This is a genomic window from Meiothermus sp. (assembly GCF_026004115.1).
In the GTDB taxonomy this organism is placed as follows: Bacteria; Deinococcota; Deinococci; order Deinococcales; family Thermaceae; genus Meiothermus.
Window position 1 is genome coordinate 1,282,440 of sequence record NZ_BPIM01000001.1, and the last position, 19,755, is coordinate 1,302,194.

Genomic DNA, 19,755 nt, shown 5'->3' on the forward strand with positions numbered 1-19,755 from the left:
GATTTTTCGCCAAGGTCAAATGGAACGAAATAATACCAGATTCGGTTAGTTCGGCGCCGGATGGCGGCGAACTAACAGGGCCGAAGTTATCCGCGTAGCGGAGGGCGTAAGCCCCTTTGGAAGGGAGACGCTTTCTTCGCCGACCGTTCGGGAGGGGGGTGCTCTAGGATTCAAAAAAATAGCCTCTGGGGGATCTTTGGTTTGGATGATTATCTTTTTGAATCCGGTATAAGCAGGTTTCCTAGTGATGCACGGAAACTCGCGTTTGTGCACTGGCCTGGCGCGGATAACCGTGCCACCCCGCTGCACGGCTAAGCAAGCCTATCACCTTGGTGAGGCAGGTCTCTTTAGTGCACGGGCAACTTTTTTTGAAGCACGCTGATTGCCCGCAATTGCGATATGCGTCTCTCGCATACCGAACTATTTATTACTAGCCCTTCTTGTTTTTTGCAGGCGCCACATCTGTAAAGCGTACGATAGGGCTAGCCTCCAAGCCCTAAAACACTCTGGTCACCGCGCAAAATGCGCACCTGCACACCCTCGGCCACCAGATGAGCTCTCTTTTGCAGCAGTCGCTGCACCCCGTCGCTTAAACCAAATACCCGCCTTCCTTTTTCCCCTGGCCATAGAAAAAACCCCTCGGGCAAAGCCACCAGGTGTACCTGGGATGCCCGGGCGCTGGCCCGTAATGCGCCCTCCAGAACCTTCCCGGAGGCCAGCATGGTTAGGAGAATCAGGTTGACGCCGGGGCCAGGCTCGGGTACCGGCATAGCGTCAACCTGAGGGTGGGCACGGCCCAGCTCGGCGAGCAGCCGCTGCTCGTGCACGGATCCATAGCCCGCAGGTAAGGTCTTTTTGCCCAACGATAGACCTACCGCCAGCCCCTCTTCGGCCGCAGCGCGTATCAGGCTGGCGGCCAGACTACAGGCGTGCTCGAGGTAAACCGCCCCAGACTTGCCGGTTCCCTGTAAGTCCAGGTGTAGCCAGACCGCGCTGCTCCTTACCCGCTCAAACTCCCTTAGCATTGGCCGGCCATGGCGGGCGGTAGCCTTCCAGTGGAGGTGTCGCAGGGGGTCACCAGGGGAGTACGCACGCACCCCCACAAACCGGGTGGCATCCTCCAGGCCCCCCGCGGCAGGTTGCCCATCGGCCAAGAGGATGCGCTTGAGGTCTGGTAGGAGCACCGGGTATACCTGGGGGTAAACCACCACCGAGGCCTGTGCTGGGTTGAGGGGCACTTCTCGCTCGAGCACGCCCAGCACATCACGCAGGTACATCCGCACGCCCGGTAAAGCATGCTCACCTCGACGCCGGGCCAGCAGGTTAATAACTTTGTCTAATCGCCAGTTGCCCCACACCAAGGCCCGTCCGCCCCAGGGCAGCACCCCCAACGGGGCCGAACCTTCTCCTTCCAGCCTCACGTATAGGGGAATCCAGGTCTGAAGCACAACCTGGAGATGGGCTTCGGCCGTTTTCCCCATATGAAGAAATGGCCTGGGTGTAACAAGAGAAATCCGCGCACGCGCCCAACACGGCCCGAACACAAGCAGGCCCACAACGAGCAGTGGTAGCAACCATACCCCCATGGCTATTGCTCAAGCCTCTACCGGTACCGGGAGGCTTTGCAAAATTTCCTCCAATATTCGCTCTGCCCGAACCCCCTCGAGCCTTGCCTCGTAGCGCAGCAGCAGACGGTGCGCCAGCACCGGCACAACCGCACTTTGCAGGTCGTCCGGTAATACAAAGTCGCGTCCGGCCAGGGCCGCCAAAGCCTGAGCAAAGCGCTGTAAAGCCAGGGCAGCCCTGGGGCTTGCCCCGAGTAGCACCTGGGGCGACTGCCGGGTGGCGTGGACAATGGCCATGAGGTACTCCTCGAGGTCGGGCTCAATGTGCACCTGCCGTACTTCTCTTTGTAGGTGCAAAATCTCTTCAGCCTGGGTAAGGGGTTCTAGGGCTTCCTCGGGGTTTGCGTCCCGCAGCCGGCGTAGCATCTCGAGTTCAGCCTGAGGCTCGGGGTAGCGCAAGCTCAAGCGGCAGATGAAGCGGTCGAGCTGGGCCTCAGGAAGGCGATAGGTACCTTCTTGCTCGATGGGGTTTTGGGTGGCGATCACCCAGAAGGGTCGGGGCAGCAGGTGGGTTTGGCCTTCCAGCGTTACCTGCCCTTCCTGCATGGCTTCCAGCAGGGCCGACTGGGTTTTTGGGGTGGCCCGATTAAGCTCGTCAGCCAACAGCACCCCGGTGAAGATGGGCCCGGGCCGAAAGCGAAACTCACCGTTGTGATAGATGTAGACCCCGGTAAGGTCGCTGGGGAGCAGGTCGGGGGTCATCTGCACCCGCCGGTAGGCCAAGCCCAGGCTGCGGGCCAACGCCCGGGCCAGGGAGGTTTTGCCTGTTCCCGGCACATCCTCCAGCAACAAGTGTCCACCCGATAACAACGCGGCCAAGGCCTGCCGAATCACCTCGGCCTTTCCGACAATCACCTGCGCTACCTGTCGTTCGATGCGCTCGCACCACGCAGCAATCATGAGGGGGAGAACCTCCGAGGTAGTTCTTCGGCCAAACCCGTGGCTTCGTCGCCGTACTTTGCAAGCCGTCGCCCGCCGTAGCGCACCTGTTGGTAGAGCTCCAAGAGCCGTTGCAGGGAGACCTTATCCTCGGGCCGCTCTCTGGTGAGTCCATCTACGTAACGGCCTGGGCTCGCAAAGGGTGGCCGAGGCCAGCCCTGGCGCCCCATTTGCTGCTCGAAGCGGCGGTAGGCCTCGCGAATGGGGTCTTGCAAGGGCACATAGGGTGTAGCGGCATCGGCGTGCGGGTGAAGGGGCTTGGGCTGGCCGGCTTCGGTTTGCTGCAACCGCCAGGCGAGGTAGAGGAGTCCCATTAGCATCAAGAACCCCAAGCCAGCCATCAGAGTTGCCAGCAGATAGCCTGTCTCGGTGAAGCCGGGTGGTACCGGGCGATCTAACCACTCCTGCGCTTCCAAGCCTAAGCCCTCGAGCCCCGTGGGAAGGGTAAAACCCCCCAGACCCTCTCCGCCTCGCAACCCCGCCAGCAGCACAACCCAGGTGAGGGTCACTGCCAGCACCGGTAGCAAGAAGGAGCCGCCGCTCGCACGGCGCTTAGCCCGATGCCCCCAAAAAACCAAGATCAGCACCAGGGCCAGCACCAGCAACAACGTCATCTGCAACCCATTCAAAACTTGATCCAACCGAGGAAGCCAGGGCTCGAGGGCCGAGCTTGCGGGCCGCACCCAGCGCACCGGGGGCGCGGACGGGCCAGGGGCCTGGAGCACGTCACCTGCAGGAGCAGTCGGCATTGGCTGAACCAGCGCTGGGCTCGAGCTCGACGAAGGTGGTCCCACGCTCAGACTCCCAAATCCCACCCCAACCGCGGCGCACACCAACGCCAATGCAACCAACCCCGCAGGCCTCAGCCAGAACGGACGCCCCAGGCTCTGCGTCAGGGCCAATTCACGCACCAGCCCATACAAAAGGTGCAGCACCAGCAGCCAGCCCAGCAACCCGCCGGAGGGAAGCAGCGCCAGCAGCCCCAGCCCTGGCCACATCGCCCAGCGCATGTTCCTTTGTGTGGTTCCAGCAATTGTGCCAAAAACCCACAGCACCAGGGTGGTTTGGAAGCAGTGCACCCAGGCTAGCTCCCAGGAGGCCGGAGAACCCGTAAAATGCAGCAAGCCCGGGAGGGCCGAAAACCATAAAAAGCCATCGCGGTAACGGCTGCGCCACAACAGGACGAACATACCCATTCCCAATAGCAGCGGAAAGCGTAGCTCGGGTGCTGATACCAGCAAAAAGACCACAGCTACCCAACCAATAAAAACCTGTTGAAGAGAGAAGCGAAGCGGGCCAAGCGGCTTGTGTAGATATGCTCGTGAGTACAGCGGCAAATCAAGGCCTTGAACATCCCAAACCTTCATATTTTGATTGTAGGCAATAGACAAAAAAAAAATAGGTGCCACCCTCTCCTAAAGGAGAACTGAGATGAAAAAGATCGGTTTAATTTTCGTTTTGACGTTCTTGGCCTTCGGGGGCCTGGCCCGGTATTACACGCTCTCCCAATCCGACCAGACCGCCTGTATGCGCATTCGAGACTGCCATTTCCCAGAGAAGGGCCCGACCGGCAACAATTTGCCCAACACGAAGCTTCTACTTACGGGCGTGTATGACTGGCGGTAGTGGTGGCTTTGCTACGAGTTTCATCTAAACTCGACCTGAGTTTGCCTTAGCAAAGCCTGGTCACTTCCGTCGGTTCAGGTAGCTCGGCCCCAATAGGCAACAGATGCCAGGGTTCGCACAAGATTGGAAAAGACGGGGCCCTATCCTCCTTCTTTCGGTGGCGGCCACTGTCTATTTTCGTAAAAGCCGCACCATCTCCACCAGTTGGGCAGGCGCGGGGGGCTCGAGGTCGGCCTGGCAGCGGGCCAGGTAGGCTTCCAGTATCTCCTCCCCTACCGATTCCAGCGCACTCCTGACCCCACTCAACAGGGTTAGAATATCGCGGCATTCCCGATCTTCTTCCACCATCTTCTGCAAACCGCGCACCTGGCCTTCCAGGCGGCGCAAGCGGTGGATAATCCGGGTCTTTTCGCTGGGGTCGAAGGGAGCGTTTGGGGTGGGTGCGGAGGCAGTGGGCAAGGCAACCCTCCTTTAGCGGGTAATGGGGTATTTGCGCGACATCCAGGCCTGAATTCCCCCATTCACCAGGTTGAGGTTCTGGTAGCCCTTGCCCATCAGGTACTGCACCGCTACGGCGCTGCGGTTCTGGGTGTTGCAGTGGATGTAGACCGGGCGATCCTTGGGCACCCGGCTCCACCAGCGCTCAATCTCTTGCAAGGGCCAGTTGATCGCGCCTTTGACGTGTCCCTGGGCAAACTCCTGGGGGGTGCGCACATCAATTACCAGCACCTTGGGGTTAGCAAGGGCCGCCTTCAGGTCGTCTACCGTGACGATTCTGGGCTGGGCCAGACCCCAGGAGAATAGGGCCAGCAGCATGAGGGGGGCTATCCTCATGCCACCACCCCAGCGCTGGCTTTGATGGCCGCCTCCACAAACACCCGGTCGGGCTGCCCACCCAGGATGCGCTGCTGGGTAGCCCCGCTGATGATGGTATCGGGCACCCCGGAGATGCTGTAGCGCCTGGAAAGCTGGGGAAACTCGCTGGCCTCCACCCCTTCGGCGATAACGTTGGGGTTGTGATAGGCCAGCTTGTAGGTCGCGAGCACGGCCTGGGGGCAGTAGGGGCAGGTGGGGGTCACGAAGGCCTGCATGCGCACCGGCGAGGTCACTTTTTGCAGGTCGGCCTGCGACTTTTCGCCCAGCTTGGTCTCGCCGGTGCCCAGCATCAGCAGGGTCTCGATAAGGGTGCTGAACTCGTAGCCGGCCGGCAGCCCCAAAAAGCGAATGTTGCTGCGCTGTGAACCTTTTTCGCGCAGCAGGATGGTAGGCGCATAGCTCAGGCCCAGGGCCTGCGCCTCGGGGTCGGCGTGCAAGGAGCGCTGCTCGAGGCTGAGATTGGGGTTCAAAGCGACAACTTCCTTTAGCAAGCCCAGGGTCTCATCCTGAAGGCCCACTTCCTGCCCGGGAAGTTCGATACCCGAGGTAGTAAACACCACCAGCTCCACCGGGTTTTGAATAGGGGCCAGCATTTCACGCACCTGGGCTTGAATTTTCTCGTCTAAGAACATGGTTTCTCCTTTGGCTGGGGGCCCTTATACCCCCACCGGTATATCAAGTATACCCCCTGGGGATATATTTCGCAAGGGCGTCCGGCCCCTAAACTAAGGAGGTATGTGGGGTTGGTTCAAAAGTCTGTTGGGTTTAGGGCCCAGGGTGCCCCGTATCACGGTCAAAGAGGCCCAGGAGAAGCTCAAGGCTGGAGCGGTGATGATTGACGTGCGCACCCCCCTCGAGCGCAAGATGAGCAAAATTCCCGGCTCCCAGGGCTTACCGCTGGCCGAACTGGCCAAGCGTTGGGAGAGCCTGCCCAAGAACAAGCCCATCATCTGCCAGTGCGAAAGCGGCAGCCGCAGCCAGCAAGCCGCCGAGTTTTTGGCCAGTAAAGGTCTGGAGGTCTACAACCTGGCCGGGGGTATCTCGGCCTGGCAAGCCGCGGGTTTGCCGGTAAAAAAGGGTGATATTCAGCGCTAAGTACAACAACGTTAGGAATTTGCTCTACCCGAAAAGGGGAGCCCATAAGCTGCGCCGCTCTAAAGACCGGCCACTTCTTTCACCGAGACCGTCACCACAAAAATCTAATGTGGGCGCACTTAGTGGTCAGGTAACCAGGAAATCGATATGCACTACAGTCCATCTCAATGAGGCGCACACCGCAATTTTGGGTAGTCAACGTGCTTCAAAGCGCGCCGTAAAACAAGTTACCCGTGCATTAGACCCCTAGCTTTTCCGCTAGCGCTCGCACGGCCTCGAGGGTAGTGGGCGGCCCATGGCCCACAAAGATGGTGTGGGCCTCGAGGCGGGCTATCTTGCCCACCGTGCGCCGGGCTTCCTGGGTGTCGTGGTTGACCATCGCCGGTGAGACGATGGGCCCTTTAGGCCCAACGCGCAGGGCATCGGCGGCAATCAGCACCCCCTCGCGCAGCAGACCTATTTGTCCAGGCGTGTGACCCGGAAGATGAACCACCTGCCAGCCCATCACCATCGCACCCTGCTCCACCGGTGTCAGGGCTTCTTTAGGCACGGGTTTGGCGCTGTTAGCAATCCAGTCGCCCAGCCAGGGAATGGGCGGAAAGGGTGGGCGGCGCTGTTCTCCAGCAATAAAGGGAATATCGAGCGGGTGGGCATAGATGGGCAACCCGAAGCGCTCCCAGAGCATCCGAGCTCCACCCACATGGTCGAGGTGGTGGTGGGTCAGGAGCAGTGCAGCGGGTTTTTCCTCGCCCAGAAGGCCCAGAAGCTTGCGGTTTTCATTGGGCATGCCCGAGTCCACCAGCAGCGGGCCTTGGGGTGTGTCCAACCAATAGGTATTAGCTACCAGCGCAAAGCGTTTCATACAGCCTACTTACTGCCTTGCAGGGCACAGGCCCGAAGGCCTCCCTAGGCGGTGCAGCATCCCTGGTGATCTGGTAACAAAGAATTCGGAGTACGCTACGATTCCTCTCAATAAGTCGCATAGGGCAATTTTGGGCAATCAACGGGCTTCAAAACATGCCGCAAAACAAGTTGCCTGTGCACCAGGACTGAATCGGGTGGGGCCGGCGCAAGCCACGCGCACCAGCGGCAACCTCTTTGAAGGGCGCGACTATGGGAGCCCTCAAACCCAGTGGGTGGCAGTCTTAATCCCCACGCCCATCTCGGTCAGGGCCGCCCGGATGGCCTCGGTGTCAATGCCCGCCTCGCGGTGCATGCGGGGGATGGAGCCGTGGTCGAAAAAGCGGTCAGGTAGCCCTAGAACGCGAATATCGGGTTTCAGACCTAGTTCGTTAAGGGCCTCTAACACCGCGCTGCCAAAGCCCCCCATCCTCTGGTGGTCTTCGGTGGTGACCAGCTTATAGCCCTCCAGGGTCAGCCGCTCGAGCATCCCCTTATCGAGCGGCTTGATGAAGCGGGCGTTGATGACGCCCACCTCGGGGTTGTCCCCGGCGGCCTCGAGGGCATACTTAAGGGTCTTGCCAAAGCTAAGGATGTAGGCCTGACGGCCTTCCTTTAGCACCTCCCAGCGGCCCCACTCGATCTCGGGCCAAGCGCCTTCGGGGGCTTTTTCTACATTGTCGCGGGCATAGCGGATGGCGATAGGCCCACCTAGTTCCAGGGCCTTCTTGAGCATGGCGCGCAGTTCCAGGGCATCCTTGGGCGCGGCAATCTGCACGTTGGGCACTGTGCGCAAATAAGCAATGTCGAAAACCCCGTTGTGCGTAGCCCCATCGCCCCCCACAATCCCGGCCCGATCCACCGCGAACACCACCGGCACATTTTCGATGGCAATGTCGTGAACAATTTGGTCAAAGGCCCGCTGCATGAAGGTGGAGTAAATCGCCAGCACCGGCTTGAGCCCCCGCAAGGCCATGCCCGCCGCCACCGTAGCCGCCACATCCTCGCAGATGCCGGTGTCCAGGTAGCGCTCGGGGTGGGTCTGGGAGTAGCGCACCAGGCCCGAGCCCTCGCGCATGGCCGGGGTAATCACAAAGAGCTTGGGTTCCAGGTAGGCCAGCTCGGTCACGGCATCGCCAAAGGCTGCCGACCAGGAGTAGCCCTTGCTCACCTTGGTGGGGTTCTCCGGGTTGAAGCCGGGGGGGCCGTGCCAGTAGATGGGGTCTTCCTCGGCCACCCCGTAGCCTTTGCCTTTCTGGGTCACAATGTGCAGCAAGGTGGGACCATCGAGTTCCTTAATTTGCTCGAGGATGTGAATCAGGCCCGGCAGGTCGTGCCCGTCCACCGGCCCCACATAGCGGATGCCCCAGGCGTAAAAGGGGTTCTCCTGGTGCAGCATCAGCTTGGCGGCCTCCTTGGCCCGGTCTACGAGGTTGAAAAGCCGGGGGGAGATACCCTCCAGCACCTGCTTGCCCCATTTCTGGGTGTCCTGCACCCATTTCTTGGTCTGGTACTCCTTGAAGTAGCGGTTCAGCGCCCCCACGTTCTCCGAGATGGACATCTCGTTGTCGTTCAGAATCATCAGGAGTTTGGGCTTGCGCTCCCCGATCACATTGAGGGCAGCTAGGGCCATCCCGCCCGTCAAGGCCCCGTCGCCAATAATGCCCACCACGTGATAGTCCTGGCCCAGTGTATCGCGGGCTATAGCCATACCCAGGGCGTTGGCCAGCGAGGTGGAGGCGTGGCCCACCGTAAGGGCGTCGTGCTCGCTCTCCGAGACCTTGGTAAAGCCCGAGATGCCCCCTTCCTGGCGGATGGTGTGGATGACATCCTTGCGCCCGGTGAGGATTTTGTGGGCGTAGGCCTGGTGGCCCACGTCAAAAAGCAGACGGTCACGGGGGGAGTCGAATACCTTGTGCAGGGCCACAATGAGCTCCACCGCCCCCAGCGAGGAGGCCAGGTGACCGCCGTTCTGGGCACAAACCCGGATAATCTCGCTGCGTAGCTCTTCTGCTAGTTGCAGCAGCTCTTCCTGCGAGAGGGTTTTGAGGTCTTGGGGTTGGTTAACTTTTTGCAGAATCACAGATGCCTCCCAAAACAACCTGATGACAGCACAGTGGCTTTACACATATTGCTCTCAACTTTAGGGGTTTACAGGCCCGTTGCAGTACCCCAGAGAACAAAGGGGCGGGCTAAGGGGATCTATTTGAAGTTACGGTCAATCAGCGAAAGTCCGCCCTGGTCGCTAAAATTCACCGAACTAAAAATTTCGCCCACCCCAGGGAAGAACCATAGCTCGAAGCTTTCACGCAGGTTAGGGTTGCGGGGGTCGCGGATCTCCCAGGCAATGCGAAAAACCTCAAAGCTACCAGCCGGCACCGTCACGTTGGACTTGCCCAGCACCGAATAGGTGTAATCCAGCACCCGGTCGCTTACCCGGGTCACGTTGTTGCCTGCTCGCAGCTCGACGACCTCGCGGGTCTGCCCACCCCAGCGGGCCCCGACCACGAGGTTGGCCTGGGGCGGATACTCCTGGATGGGCGGGGTGTAGCGGATCACTTGCAGCCGGTCGAAATCCTCCATGCCCAGAAGACGCACCCCACTGGCGTCTACCTGGCGGTAGTAGGAGCGCTCGAGGCCCCGCCCACTGAGGCGAAAGCGGATGGCCGGCTGGCCTTCAAAGGTAGTGGGGCCGATGACCGAAAGCCGCACCGGCGGGTCGCCAATGGAGGCCCGGGGCGGGAGGTATACCCAGTCCAATCCTGGCTGGGAGGGATAGAAGCCCACCGAGCCTTGAATAATGGCGGTGTTGGTCTGGGGTTCAGTGGCACGCGGTGCGCAGGCCACCAAAAGTAGCAGGAGCAGTGGAGCGATTCGTCGCATCGCTTCAATTTACCTTCTGGCAGTGGCAGGCGGATGTAAAACCTCGCGCAATTCGATTAAGAACAAGGGCAGTTCGGCCAGGGCCGGGGGTTCTTCGATGTCCGAAACCAGCACCAGCTCGGCCCCCAGGCGCTCGAGGTACTCCACCCCCCGCTCGAAGCTCTGGTTTAGTTCGTGGTAGCGCGCCAGCAGGCGATCCCGGGTGGGGCCTTCGGTGCCCGGCTTGGCCAGAAAGTGCTCGAGTTCGGCCAGGTGCGGCAGCAGTTTGCGCAAATCCCGCCCATACTGCCGCACCTGTTTGAGCGGTTCGTGCAGGTGGGAAAGCCCCTGGCTCTGCTGCCTTATTTCGGCCAGGGCCAGTTCCAGCCGCTGGGCCTGTTCGCTTTGCGGCGGGGGCAGGCTGCGACCCGCACCCAAGGCCCAGGCCAAGAGCCCCACCACCAGCAACAGGAGCATCAACTCCAGCAACGCGATACCGGCCACCTTGTTTTCAGAATACGCCACCTTCGCCCATACGCAAGTCTCACATACCCAGGTAACCGCAGCGCTCAGGGATCCACAACCACAAACCCTAGGCCACCTCGTTGAGTGCTTCCAGCTCAAACAAGGGCTGCATGCCGCTTTTTTGTAGCCGCCGGTACCGTCGCAAGAGCTTTGGGTCGAGCCGTAGTGTTTCACATGGGGCCGCGGTTTTCGCCAGGCGCAGCTCAGCCAACATCTGGGCCGCTTCGGACTCGCTGAGGCGGGCCGGCGGGGACTTGCGTAGGGTCGCTCGAGCGCGCACCCTGGGCGCCGCGCCCGACCCCAGCCACGGCCCCAATGGGGGGTAGGCAGGGACGGCATCCATTATCTGCCCCCGCCCCAGGAGCCTGTACCCTACCCAGGCCAGGCCCCCACCCAGCAAACCCAGCCCCAGCACCCAGCCCAGACCCCACGGAGCCAGCGTGAGGGAAGCCAGGCCCAGCCCTATAGCCAGCGCCAGGGCCAGCTTGCCTGCCTGCAGGTACCACGAGCTCCGGTACATGGTTATAACGATACCCATGGGTCGTCAGGGCAGCGTCTGCATAGCTTCGCGGGTAATCCAGCTCTACCCCCTGGCCGGGGTTTGCTCGAGTATTAAGAGCCCAGTTTAGCCACATTCGAACCAAAAGTAAGAAAATACGGCTGTTACAGATAAAAACGCCTTCTTGTCAGCCCGTTTTTTATCAAAAGATGACGCAACAGCCCTAACTTCTATACATGATTATGGGCATTTGCAAAGAAAAGCGCCTGCGCGATGCGGCCATTGCCGCCTACCGGGCCGAGGCCCTGCAGGCCGGCGAGGCCTGGTACAAAAGCGTGGCCTACGAGGAACTGCGACGCATTTTCGGCGAGGAGTGGCTGGGCCTGGGGTATTTCCGGCTGGTGGAGATCTGCAGCGCCCGCGAGGTCACGGTGGAGGTGGACGGGGAGCTTTTCTCAGTGGCAGAGGTGAGCAGAGCCCCCGGTGAAGCCTTGGCTGTGGTGGTGCGCCACCTGCCCAGCGGGCGGGCAGTAGGCAGCCTGGCCCAGTTGGGCGAGGTGTTTCTAAGCCAAAGCTGACACTCAAAAGTTATCGTAAGCTTCGTAACCTGTAGAACGTTCGCACAAAACCCCCCGAGTCGATCGGGGGGTTTTGACTATGCCAAAGCCGCGGCTCAGGCCATGCCTAGCTCGCGCTTGAGGCGGGCCAGGTCGTCCTCGACTTCCTTGCTGCTGCCCAGGCTCTCGAGTTCCTTCTCGATGTTGTTCTTGTCCATCTCCGAGAGGGCTGCGTGCTTGTCTTCCATGGCCTCGATGCGGCGCTCCATGTCCTCGAAGGCCTCCACCGCGCTGTGGGTATCCACCTTGGACTCGAACTTGCGCACCGTCTCGGCGGCCTCCACGCCCTTCTTGCGGGCAATCAGGAGGGCTTTCTTGGCCTCGGACTCCTGAATTTTGCCTTCCAGCGCCTTTAGCTGGGTGGTTAGCTGGTTAACCAGGGCCTGCTGCTGGGCCACCTGTTGGGCAAAGCCGTCGGAAAGGGCGTGGGCCTGCTGTTTGCGCTTTAGGGCTTCGCGGGCCAGGTCTTCGCGTTCGCTCCGGAGGGCCTCGGCAGCTTTTTGTTCCCAGGCCCGCACCTGTTCGGCGTAGTTTTGTTGCTCGCGCTCGAGCTTCTTCAACTCGGCCATGGCCTCCGCCACTTCCATCCGAGCATCCCGCAGCGTAGCCCGCATGTCTTCCAGGGCCTGTTCGATGATCTTTTCGGGGTCTTCGGCCCGCTTGATGAGGTCGTTGATGTTGGCCCGAATCAGGCGGGAAAGGCGATCAAGAATACCCATGTTTGTGCCTCCTGTGGAGCTTTAGTGTAGCGCACCCATAGGGCGCACTCAACCGCTGACAAACACCAAATGTTGGCGGGCTATGCTCACCCTTAGCGCAGGCCCTGCTGCCATTGCAAGATTATATGATACAGATCGGCGCAGATAATGTAAAGCATAAACAGCAGAAAGAGTGGGGCAATCTGCGCGGAATCAGGGGCAGCAGGCGTTACATCCCCTCTTCACCTCTGGCAAAGAAAGAAGCGGAGGCAGCTCGTCCCTCGGCGACCCGGCTTTTTGTCCTCTGTGCGTTGTCGCCGTAGTATCTATCCATGACCGCAACCCTCTCCCCCGCTCAGGTACGCGCGGCGATTCAGCAATACCTTCTGGACGCCCTGCCCAACCCCGAGGCCGCCAGGCGACCCGAACTGGCCCTGTACGCCCGGATGCTGCGCGACTACCCCGAGCGCGGCGGCAAGATGCTGCGCGGGATGCTATTGGTCTATACCGGGCTGGCCTATGGAGCCGAGGTCAAGCAACTCCTGCCTGTTGCGGCGGCCCTCGAGCTCTTCCAGAACTGGGCCCTGATCCACGACGACATCGAGGACGCCTCCGATGAACGGCGGGGTAAGCCCGCTTTGCACAAGGTGTATGGGGTTCCGCTGGCCCTGAACGCAGGCGATGCGCTGCACGCCAAACAGTGGGCCCTGCTCATCGAGGCCGGGGTCTCGCAGGCCGTGCTGCTGGAGTTTGTCCGGCTGGTGGAGCTCACAGCCCAGGGTCAGCACCTCGAGATGACCTGGATGGAGCACCAGCGCTTCGATCTGCAGGAAGCCGACTACCTGGAAATGGTGGGGCAGAAGGCCGCTTACTACACCGCCGTAGCCCCCTTGCGGCTGGGCGCCCTGGCCGCCGGTGTGGAACCCCCTGCTGTTTTTGAAGGGGCTGGCATGAAGCTGGGCATCGGGTTTCAGATTGTGGACGACGTGCTCAACCTGGTAGGCGACCCGGTCAAGTACGGCAAGGAGATTGCTGGGGATTTGTGGGAGGGCAAGCGCACCCTGATCTTGCTACACTACCTGCAAAATGCCTCTGCAGACGAGCGGATACGGGCCGAGCGCTTACTTTGCATTTCCAGAGAAGAAAAACCGGCTCCAGAGGTGGCCTGGCTGCACCAGCGGCTGTTGCAATCGGGCGCGGTGGCCTATGCCCAGGCTACGGCTGAGCAAATGCTGACCGAAGGAATGGGCATGCTCGAGCCCGTCTTGCGGACAGCCCCCAAGGCGGCCATCGGAACTGTGGTGCTGGAGGTACTGCAAAGCCTGGTTCGGCGTGAAGCGTGAAAGCCCCGTGCGGCCAACGTGTCCTGGCCCAGGGTTTGTTTCGCTATAAATAGTATAGTGCTTTTTCATGGAGCCTTCGCCTTTTGAGCTCGGGTTGTATACCTTCGTTGAAAACACCCCCGACCCCCACACCGGGCTGCTGCAAGACCCGGCACAGCGCATGAAAAACCTGCTCGAGACCGCCGAACTGGCCGACCAGGTGAGCCTGGATGTGTTTGCGGTGGGCGAACACCACCGCGAAGAGTACCTCGCAAGCGCCCCCGCTGTCATCCTGGCGGCCATGGCCTCCCGCACCCGGCGCATCCGCCTCTCCAGCGCCGTCACGGTGCTTAGTTCCGACGACCCGGTGCGGGTTTTCCAGCAGTTCGCCACCCTCGACCTGCTCTCGGGGGGCCGGGCCGAGATCATGGCCGGACGCGGCTCGTTCATCGAGTCGTTTCCCCTGTTTGGCTACGATTTAGACGATTACAACGAGCTGTTCGAAGAGAAGCTGGGGCTTCTCCTGCAAATCCGCGCCCAGGAACGCGTCACCTGGAGCGGAAAGCACCGCCCCGCCATCCAGGGCCAGCCCATCTACCCGCGCCCGGTGCAGAATCCGCTGCCGGTGTGGGTGGCGGTGGGCGGCACCCCGACCTCGGTGGTGCGGGCCGCCCGCCTGGGCCTGCCCATGGCCCTGGCCATCATCGGCGGCCTGCCCGAGCGCTTCGCTCCCCTTCTGGAGCTCTACCGCCAGACCGCCCGCCAGCTAGACCTGCCCCCCCAGCCCCTCTCCATCAATGCCCACGGCTTCATTGCCGACGACCCCAAAGAGGCCCTCGAGCTTTCCTATGCCACCAGCAGCCCGGTCATGAACCGCATCGGGCGCGAACGCGGCTGGCCTCCCCAAAGCCGCGCCCAGTACGAGGCCAGCACCAACCTGCGCGGGGCGCTTTTTGTGGGCCACCCCGAGCAGATCATCGAGAAAATCCTCTACCAGCACCAGATCTTCGGCCACCAGCGCTTCTTGCTGCAACTGAGTGTGGGCACCGTGCCCCACGCCAAGATGATGCGGGCCATCGAGCTTTTCGGAACAAAGGTCGCGCCAGTGGTGCGGCGAGAAATTGCAAAGCGGGCAGCGCCATCGCTCACGGCCTCCTGAAAGCCACCCGACCGCTCATGCTTCTGTCTCGAGGACATGCTCGCGTCCGAGAAGCCATCTGCACGGGCTAATACCAACTTTACTTGGACAGTTAGCTTTGAGGGTCGTCCCAACCCCCCTCAACCGGCGACACCCCAGGCGCAGTCAATCGTGTTCTTATCGCTGTTTGTAAATAGCGCGGTCGGGGTGTCGCCACCTTCTCCCACCGAGAAGGCACGGGGTTTATGTGGATTTGGTATAAAGGCTGCAAGCAAAGCGTTTTAGCGCCGCACCACCAATGCCACCCCCACTGCCGCCAGCCCCATGCCCAGCAGGGCCCATCCCCCCAGCCGCTCACCAAACAAAAAGTAGGCTTCCAGCGCGGTAGCGGGCGGCACCAGGTAGAACAGGCTGGCTACCGCGCTGGCCGAGTTGTGGCGGATCAGGTACATCAGGAGCAAAATAGCCCCGACCGAGAGCACCAGAACCAGCCAGACCAGGGCAAACACAAACGGCGGGGTCCAGTGGATTTGCATGGTCTCGCGGAACAGCAGGCTCATTACAAAAAGCCCCACCGAGGCCGCGATGTACTGCACCACCGTCCCCCCCACCAGGGGCATCTGCACCGCAAAGCGCTTCTGGTAGAGGGTACCCAGGGTGGTGCAGAGCAAAGCCAGCACAATGGCCACAAAGGCCGAGGGCTCGATAGAGAGCAGGCGGGCCGAGAGGGCTTTCTCCCCGACCACCAGCCCCACCCCCGCAAAGCCCAGCAGCAGCCCGGCCCACTGCACCCCGCTCACCCGCTCGCGCAGCAAAAACTGGGCCAAAACAGCGGTCAGGATAGGCTGCAAGCCCACAATCAGCGCCGAGAGGCCCGCCGGGAGGCCCCTCGAGATCGCAAAGAACACCCCGCCCAGATAGCCCGCATGCAGCAAGAGCCCCGAGACGCCAATATGCAGGTTCAGGGCCCAGCCCTTCGGCCAGGGCGAGCGCACGAGCCCGGCCAGACCAGCCAGCAGTCCCACCACCAACAGCATCCGCACCCACAAAAAGGTGAAGGGCTCGGCATAGGGCAGGCCCAGCTTGGCCCCCACAAAACCGGTGCTCCACAGGAGCACGAACAGGATGGGGGCCAGGGTAGAAAGCCGCACCCTAAACCCCCATCCATTGCAAGAGCCACAAAGCCCCCATGCCCACCAAAAGCGTGAGCAGGATGTTCCGAAAGCGCCAGGCCGCCACGGCTGCAATAACTCCGGCCAACAAGCGCTCATTGTCGAGCCCTATAGCCCACTGGCCGCCCGGGGCCAGCAGGGTCGGAAACACCAGGCCGGCCAGGGTAGCCGCGGGTACGTAGCGCAGGGCCTGTTGCAGGTTGGGTGGTAGCTGAAAGCGCTCCAGCATCACCAGCGGCCCGTAGCGCAGCGCAAAAGCAATCAGGGTCATGCCCAGCAGGGTGATCCAGAGCTCGAGGTCGCTCATTCCCGGCCCGCTCCCATCCAGTTCTCCAGCCATACACCGGCCCCAATGCCCACCAGTGCCCCAATAAAAAGCCCCGAGCGGTAGGGTAGGCCGATCAGGGCTGTAGACACCAGGCCCCCCACCAGGGCCGCCGCCAGGCTGGGGCGGTCGTGCACCGCCGGCACCAACAACACCAGAAAACACAGCGGCACCGCAAAGTCCAGCGCCCAGGCCTCGGGCAAGCGCGCCCCCAGCAGTGCCCCCAGGTAGGTAGCAACCACCCAGTTTAGCCACAGCAACGCACCTATACCCAGATAAAACCAGGGGGTGAGCCTTGGGCCCAGCACCCCGTACTGGTTCAGTGCCAGGGCGAAGTTCTGATCCACCATCAAGAAAGCCGCCAGGAGTTTCATACGCCCGGACAGGGCTTCCAGGGGCTTGGCCAGGGCACTGCTGTACATGATGTAGCGCAGGTTCACCACCAGGGTGGCCAGCCACACGAAGAAGATGGAGGCCCCCGCCCCCATCAGTTGCAGGGCCACCAGCTGGGCCGCCCCGGCGAACACCAGCACTGACATTACGGTCACTTCCACTGCACTCAAGCCCACCTTCACGCCCGCGATGCCGGTGACCAGGCCAAAGGGCACGATGCCTACCGCAATGGGCAGCGAGACCAGCACCCCCCGCCAGAAAGCCGCCTGGGGTGTGGGGGGAAGGGCGTTTACAGCCATAATTTCACCTGCTCCTCGGTCAGGTTGCCCCCACACAGAACGGTAGTCGCTTTCTCTACAGGCTTGCTGGGCCAGCGTTCCGCTCGATTAAGGTTGTTGAGCAGGTGTTTGATGGCATTCATGAGCAAATCTTCCAAGAAGGGCCAACCCTCGGCGATGGCTTAGCCCTGGGGCTCTATTTTCAGGCGGGCCAGGGCGTCCTGGAAATGGCGATACAAGCGTCGTTCGGCCTGCCGAACATCCCCCGCAACCCCCGCTTCGATAATTCCAGCGTGCTCTTCTACCGAGACCAGCCCCAGTTTGAGGCTGCCAAAGTAGGCGAGCTCGAGGCGGTGGTGCTTAACCCGAAAACCCTGGATGATTTCGATTAGCTCGAGGTTGCCGCAGGGACGAACATACACGTCGTGGAAGGCCGAATCGGCCTCGACCGCTCCAGGGATATCGCCTTTTTTTAGCGCGGCCTTGAGGCGGGCGTTGGCCTCCCGCATAGCCCTCAGGCTGGCTTTGCTCAGATGGGGGAATGAAAACTTCAGGGCCATGCTGTCCAGAACGGCGCGGATCGGATAAATCTGTTCAGCCTCGTCCAGGTCAACCGGCCTGACCCGCGTCCAGCGGTTCTTGGCGGTCTCGACCAGCCCCTCGTCCTCCAGGCGGCGCAGGGCTTCGCGCACGGGGGTGCTGCTCACGCTCAGGCGCTCCGCGAGTTGCTGGTCGCGCAACTGCTCCCCGGGTTCCAGGACTCCCAGTACGATCCAGTCGCGCAGTTGCGGGTAAACCGACTCCCGCAGGATAGGGCGCTGGAGGGTTGGGGCAAATTCCGGCACAGGCATGCTCACCTCTTCAAGGAGTCTGTCGGCTACGAAAAAGATTGGCCGCCAGGGATTGCTCCACATCGTCGGCCGTAGCACGACACTTGCCGATAGCTTCTTCTCTTCCAGAGGATTCTTATCTCCACGAGGTTCACCAGGATGTAATATATCGCACGCCGGTTTCTGCCAAACAAAACCTGGCCCGCAGGTCTTTTCTACCCCTTGTCCTGGCCGATTGGCCATATTCTACACTCGTAGTGATAGGCTGGGTTTTGTGGCCTTTAAACTTCCCGAAAGCCCATCTGGAGAGGCTGCCAAGGCTTTAGGAGCCTACTATACCGACCCAACCATCGTCGGTTTCTTGGTGCGCTGGGCAATTCGCACGCCGAGCGATTCGGTTCTGGACCCCTCATTTGGCGGAGGTGTTTTTCTACAGGCTGCTGTCCAAAGACTGGAGCAACTCGGCGGCAACCCCCGAAGCCAGATCTTTGGGGTCGAAATTGACCCGCAGGTGCACGCGCGCACCCGGCTGTTTCTGGAACACCGTGGAATTCGCCCATCCAATCTTATTTTGGGTGATTTTTTCGACCTGTTGCCAGGCCAGATACCCTCGCTCACTGCTGTTGTGGGCAATCCGCCGTTCATTCGTTACCAGCGCTTCACGGGCGAGGGGCGAGCCCGGGCCATGGCCCGGGCATCTTCGGAAGGCGTCGCGCTCAGCAAGCTATCTAGTTCGTGGGCTCCTTTTCTTGTGCACTCCGTGGCGATGCTCTGTAGCGGCGGGCGCCTGGGTATGGTAATTCCCATGGAGCTTGGGCACGCCGCATATGCGCGACCGCTGCTCGCATACCTGGCCCGAAGTTTTGAACAGATTGCTTTTCTCACCTTCAAAAAAAAGCTTTTCCCGAGCCTGAGCCAGGACACACTCCTTTTGCTTGCCGAGGGAAAAGGTGGTAAGGCTTCTCACTTCCATTTGCTGGATTTGGATAAACCTTCCGATTTGAACAACCTCGACCCTGCCCTTGAAAGGCAAAGCATCGAAGCGCAGGCATTAACTTCGGGCCGGCAAAGAATCATCGAATACTTCCTCCCACCGAAGGCCAGAGCGCTGTACCGTGAGTTGAGCCATTCTAAGCAGACCCGGCGCCTGGGCGAGCTGGCCGATGTGGGGATCGGCTATGTGACGGGCAACAACAGCTTCTTCCATTTGAGTCCTTTGCAGGTGGCCAGGTGGGGCATTTCATCCAGGTACCTCAAGCCCGCGGTTCGTAGGGCTCGAGGTTTATCGGGCCTGAGGTTTACCCCATCGGATTGGGAAGGGGGTCTTTTGCGTGGCGAGAGTGGCTACCTGTTGCACATCACCGGCCAGGACGATCTGCCCCTGGAGTTGCAAGCATACCTGGCTTACGGCGAATCCGAAGGCGCGCACCAGGCCCACAAATGCCGGGTTCGTGACCCCTGGTATGCCGTACCCCACGTCTACCAGCCGGACGCTTTTCTCACCTACATGAGCGGTGAATATCCGCGTCTGGTAACCAATGAAGCGCATGTAGTGGCCCCAAATAGCCTGCACATTTTGCGCTTGCGTTCAACCAGCCCCCTGGGCGCAGCCGGCCTGGCCTGCTTATGGCAGACCTCCCTCACCCGATTGAGCGCTGAAATTGAAGGTCATGCGCTGGGGGGCGGGATGCTCAAAGTCGAGCCGAGAGAGGCTGAAAAAGTGGTGCTGGCAGCTCCAAACCTGCCCCTGGATGCACTCGATGCCCTCCTGGCCGAGCTGGATTCGTTGTTACGCATAGGCCGTACAGAAGCCGCCCAAGATCTGGCGGATGATATTATCCTCATCCAGGGTCTGGGGCTAACCCGGGCAGAACAGCGCCTGTTGCGCAGGGCGGCGAATGTGCTCAAAGAGCGCCGGTCTGCCAGGTAATACCAGATTCGGTTGATTCGCTACCGAACAGTAACGAACCAACCCGACCGAAGTTATCCGCGTAGCGGAGGGCGATACCGCCCCTTGGAAGTTATCCGCGTAGCG

The 19,755-nt window shown here is 61.0% G+C and carries 23 protein-coding genes; 6 read left to right on the forward strand and 17 right to left on the reverse strand.

All coding sequences use genetic code 11. The annotated features are described in order from the left end of the window. Positions 1-482 precede the first annotated feature (482 nt). The 3 genes from Q0X23_RS06090 to Q0X23_RS06100 all read right to left on the reverse strand — a co-directional run bounded on the left by Q0X23_RS06090 (position 483) and on the right by Q0X23_RS06100 (position 3,754). A complete protein-coding gene (locus tag Q0X23_RS06090) occupies positions 483-1,481 on the reverse strand; it encodes a DUF58 domain-containing protein (protein ID WP_297859478.1) in 999 nt (332 codons plus the stop codon). Positions 1,482-1,595: 114 nt separating this feature from the next. Continuing rightward, complete coding sequence (locus Q0X23_RS06095) at positions 1,596-2,525, reverse strand: MoxR family ATPase (protein WP_297859479.1); 930 nt, start codon at positions 2,523-2,525, stop codon at positions 1,596-1,598. Continuing rightward, on the reverse strand, positions 2,522-3,754 hold the full coding sequence (locus tag Q0X23_RS06100; RefSeq protein WP_297859480.1) for a DUF4129 domain-containing protein: 1,233 nt from the start codon (positions 3,752-3,754) through the stop codon (positions 2,522-2,524). Before Q0X23_RS06100 ends, Q0X23_RS06095 begins: the two co-directional genes overlap by 4 nt. Positions 3,755-3,995: 241 nt before the next feature. On the opposite strand from Q0X23_RS06100, the gene Q0X23_RS06105 reads away from it, so the two are divergent. After that, complete coding sequence (locus Q0X23_RS06105; protein WP_297859481.1) at positions 3,996-4,190, forward strand: hypothetical protein; 195 nt, start codon at positions 3,996-3,998, stop codon at positions 4,188-4,190. Positions 4,191-4,361: 171 nt separating this feature from the next. Here Q0X23_RS06105 and Q0X23_RS06110 read toward each other — a convergent pair whose 3' ends face one another. Genes Q0X23_RS06110 through Q0X23_RS06120 form a run of 3 tightly spaced genes read right to left on the reverse strand, consistent with a single transcriptional unit; the run spans position 4,362 to position 5,698 of the window. Continuing rightward, positions 4,362-4,649: a metal-sensitive transcriptional regulator gene (locus Q0X23_RS06110; protein WP_297859482.1), complete on the reverse strand. Its 288-nt coding sequence runs from the start codon at positions 4,647-4,649 to the stop codon at positions 4,362-4,364. A 12-nt stretch (positions 4,650-4,661) separates the two neighbouring features. Further along, a complete protein-coding gene (locus Q0X23_RS06115) occupies positions 4,662-5,024 on the reverse strand; it encodes a rhodanese-like domain-containing protein (protein ID WP_297859483.1) in 363 nt (120 codons plus the stop codon). Then, positions 5,021-5,698 (reverse strand): thioredoxin family protein, encoded by a 678-nt coding sequence (locus tag Q0X23_RS06120; protein ID WP_297859484.1) that lies wholly within the window; start codon positions 5,696-5,698, stop codon positions 5,021-5,023. Before Q0X23_RS06120 ends, Q0X23_RS06115 begins: the two co-directional genes overlap by 4 nt. 103 nt (positions 5,699-5,801) lie before the next feature. Between Q0X23_RS06120 and Q0X23_RS06125 the strand changes: the two genes are divergently transcribed. Further along, on the forward strand, positions 5,802-6,161 hold the full coding sequence (locus Q0X23_RS06125; protein ID WP_297859485.1) for a rhodanese-like domain-containing protein: 360 nt from the start codon (positions 5,802-5,804) through the stop codon (positions 6,159-6,161). 238 nt (positions 6,162-6,399) lie between these two features. Here the strand turns inward: Q0X23_RS06125 and Q0X23_RS06130 are convergent, their stop codons facing one another. The 5 genes from Q0X23_RS06130 to Q0X23_RS06150 form a co-directional block, all read right to left on the reverse strand. Next, a complete protein-coding gene (locus Q0X23_RS06130) occupies positions 6,400-7,023 on the reverse strand; it encodes an MBL fold metallo-hydrolase (protein ID WP_297859486.1) in 624 nt (207 codons plus the stop codon). A gap of 261 nt (positions 7,024-7,284) precedes the next feature. Continuing rightward, positions 7,285-9,144: a 1-deoxy-D-xylulose-5-phosphate synthase gene (dxs, locus tag Q0X23_RS06135; protein ID WP_297859487.1), complete on the reverse strand. Its 1,860-nt coding sequence runs from the start codon at positions 9,142-9,144 to the stop codon at positions 7,285-7,287. Positions 9,145-9,263: 119 nt separating this feature from the next. Continuing rightward, positions 9,264-9,944 (reverse strand): hypothetical protein, encoded by a 681-nt coding sequence (locus Q0X23_RS06140; RefSeq protein WP_297859488.1) that lies wholly within the window; start codon positions 9,942-9,944, stop codon positions 9,264-9,266. A gap of 9 nt (positions 9,945-9,953) precedes the next feature. Further along, positions 9,954-10,427 (reverse strand): hypothetical protein, encoded by a 474-nt coding sequence (locus Q0X23_RS06145; RefSeq protein ID WP_297859489.1) that lies wholly within the window; start codon positions 10,425-10,427, stop codon positions 9,954-9,956. Between the two features lie 88 nt (positions 10,428-10,515). Further along, positions 10,516-10,968 (reverse strand): hypothetical protein, encoded by a 453-nt coding sequence (locus Q0X23_RS06150; protein WP_297859490.1) that lies wholly within the window; start codon positions 10,966-10,968, stop codon positions 10,516-10,518. A 215-nt stretch (positions 10,969-11,183) separates the two neighbouring features. Between Q0X23_RS06150 and Q0X23_RS06155 the strand changes: the two genes are divergently transcribed. Next, positions 11,184-11,525 carry a hypothetical protein gene (locus Q0X23_RS06155; RefSeq protein ID WP_297859491.1) on the forward strand — a complete coding sequence of 114 codons (342 nt, stop codon included), beginning with the start codon at positions 11,184-11,186 and terminating at the stop codon, positions 11,523-11,525. Positions 11,526-11,620: 95 nt separating this feature from the next. Here the strand turns inward: Q0X23_RS06155 and Q0X23_RS06160 are convergent, their stop codons facing one another. Next, a complete protein-coding gene (locus tag Q0X23_RS06160) occupies positions 11,621-12,283 on the reverse strand; it encodes a PspA/IM30 family protein (RefSeq protein WP_297859492.1) in 663 nt (220 codons plus the stop codon). Positions 12,284-12,594: 311 nt separating this feature from the next. Between Q0X23_RS06160 and Q0X23_RS06165 the strand changes: the two genes are divergently transcribed. Beyond that, positions 12,595-13,605 carry a polyprenyl synthetase family protein gene (locus Q0X23_RS06165; protein WP_297859493.1) on the forward strand — a complete coding sequence of 337 codons (1,011 nt, stop codon included), beginning with the start codon at positions 12,595-12,597 and terminating at the stop codon, positions 13,603-13,605. 67 nt (positions 13,606-13,672) lie between these two features. Beyond that, on the forward strand, positions 13,673-14,743 hold the full coding sequence (locus Q0X23_RS06170) for an LLM class flavin-dependent oxidoreductase (RefSeq protein WP_297859494.1): 1,071 nt from the start codon (positions 13,673-13,675) through the stop codon (positions 14,741-14,743). Positions 14,744-15,003: 260 nt separating this feature from the next. On the opposite strand, the gene Q0X23_RS06175 is transcribed toward Q0X23_RS06170, so the two are convergent. The 5 genes from Q0X23_RS06175 to Q0X23_RS06195 are packed head-to-tail and all read right to left on the reverse strand — an operon-like array spanning position 15,004 to position 17,741. Further along, positions 15,004-15,873 (reverse strand): DMT family transporter, encoded by an 870-nt coding sequence (locus Q0X23_RS06175; protein WP_297859495.1) that lies wholly within the window; start codon positions 15,871-15,873, stop codon positions 15,004-15,006. Between the two features lies 1 nt (position 15,874). Next, entirely contained in the window at positions 15,875-16,234 is a 360-nt protein-coding gene (locus Q0X23_RS06180; protein ID WP_297859496.1) for an AzlD domain-containing protein, read from the reverse strand. Further along, on the reverse strand, positions 16,198-16,911 hold the full coding sequence (locus tag Q0X23_RS06185) for an AzlC family ABC transporter permease (RefSeq protein ID WP_297859497.1): 714 nt from the start codon (positions 16,909-16,911) through the stop codon (positions 16,198-16,200). Before Q0X23_RS06185 ends, Q0X23_RS06180 begins: the two co-directional genes overlap by 37 nt. After that, positions 16,902-17,033 (reverse strand): hypothetical protein, encoded by a 132-nt coding sequence (locus Q0X23_RS06190; RefSeq protein ID WP_297859498.1) that lies wholly within the window; start codon positions 17,031-17,033, stop codon positions 16,902-16,904. Before Q0X23_RS06190 ends, Q0X23_RS06185 begins: the two co-directional genes overlap by 10 nt. A 39-nt stretch (positions 17,034-17,072) precedes the next feature. Beyond that, the gene (locus tag Q0X23_RS06195; protein WP_297859499.1) at positions 17,073-17,741 is read right to left on the reverse strand and encodes a GntR family transcriptional regulator; all 669 of its coding nucleotides are present in this window, start codon (positions 17,739-17,741) and stop codon (positions 17,073-17,075) included. Between Q0X23_RS06195 and Q0X23_RS06200 the strand changes: the two genes are divergently transcribed. After that, positions 17,740-19,650 carry a class I SAM-dependent DNA methyltransferase gene (locus Q0X23_RS06200; protein WP_297859500.1) on the forward strand — a complete coding sequence of 637 codons (1,911 nt, stop codon included), beginning with the start codon at positions 17,740-17,742 and terminating at the stop codon, positions 19,648-19,650. The two genes, Q0X23_RS06195 and Q0X23_RS06200, sit on opposite strands and share 2 nt — an antisense overlap. Positions 19,651-19,755: the final 105 nt, after the last annotated feature.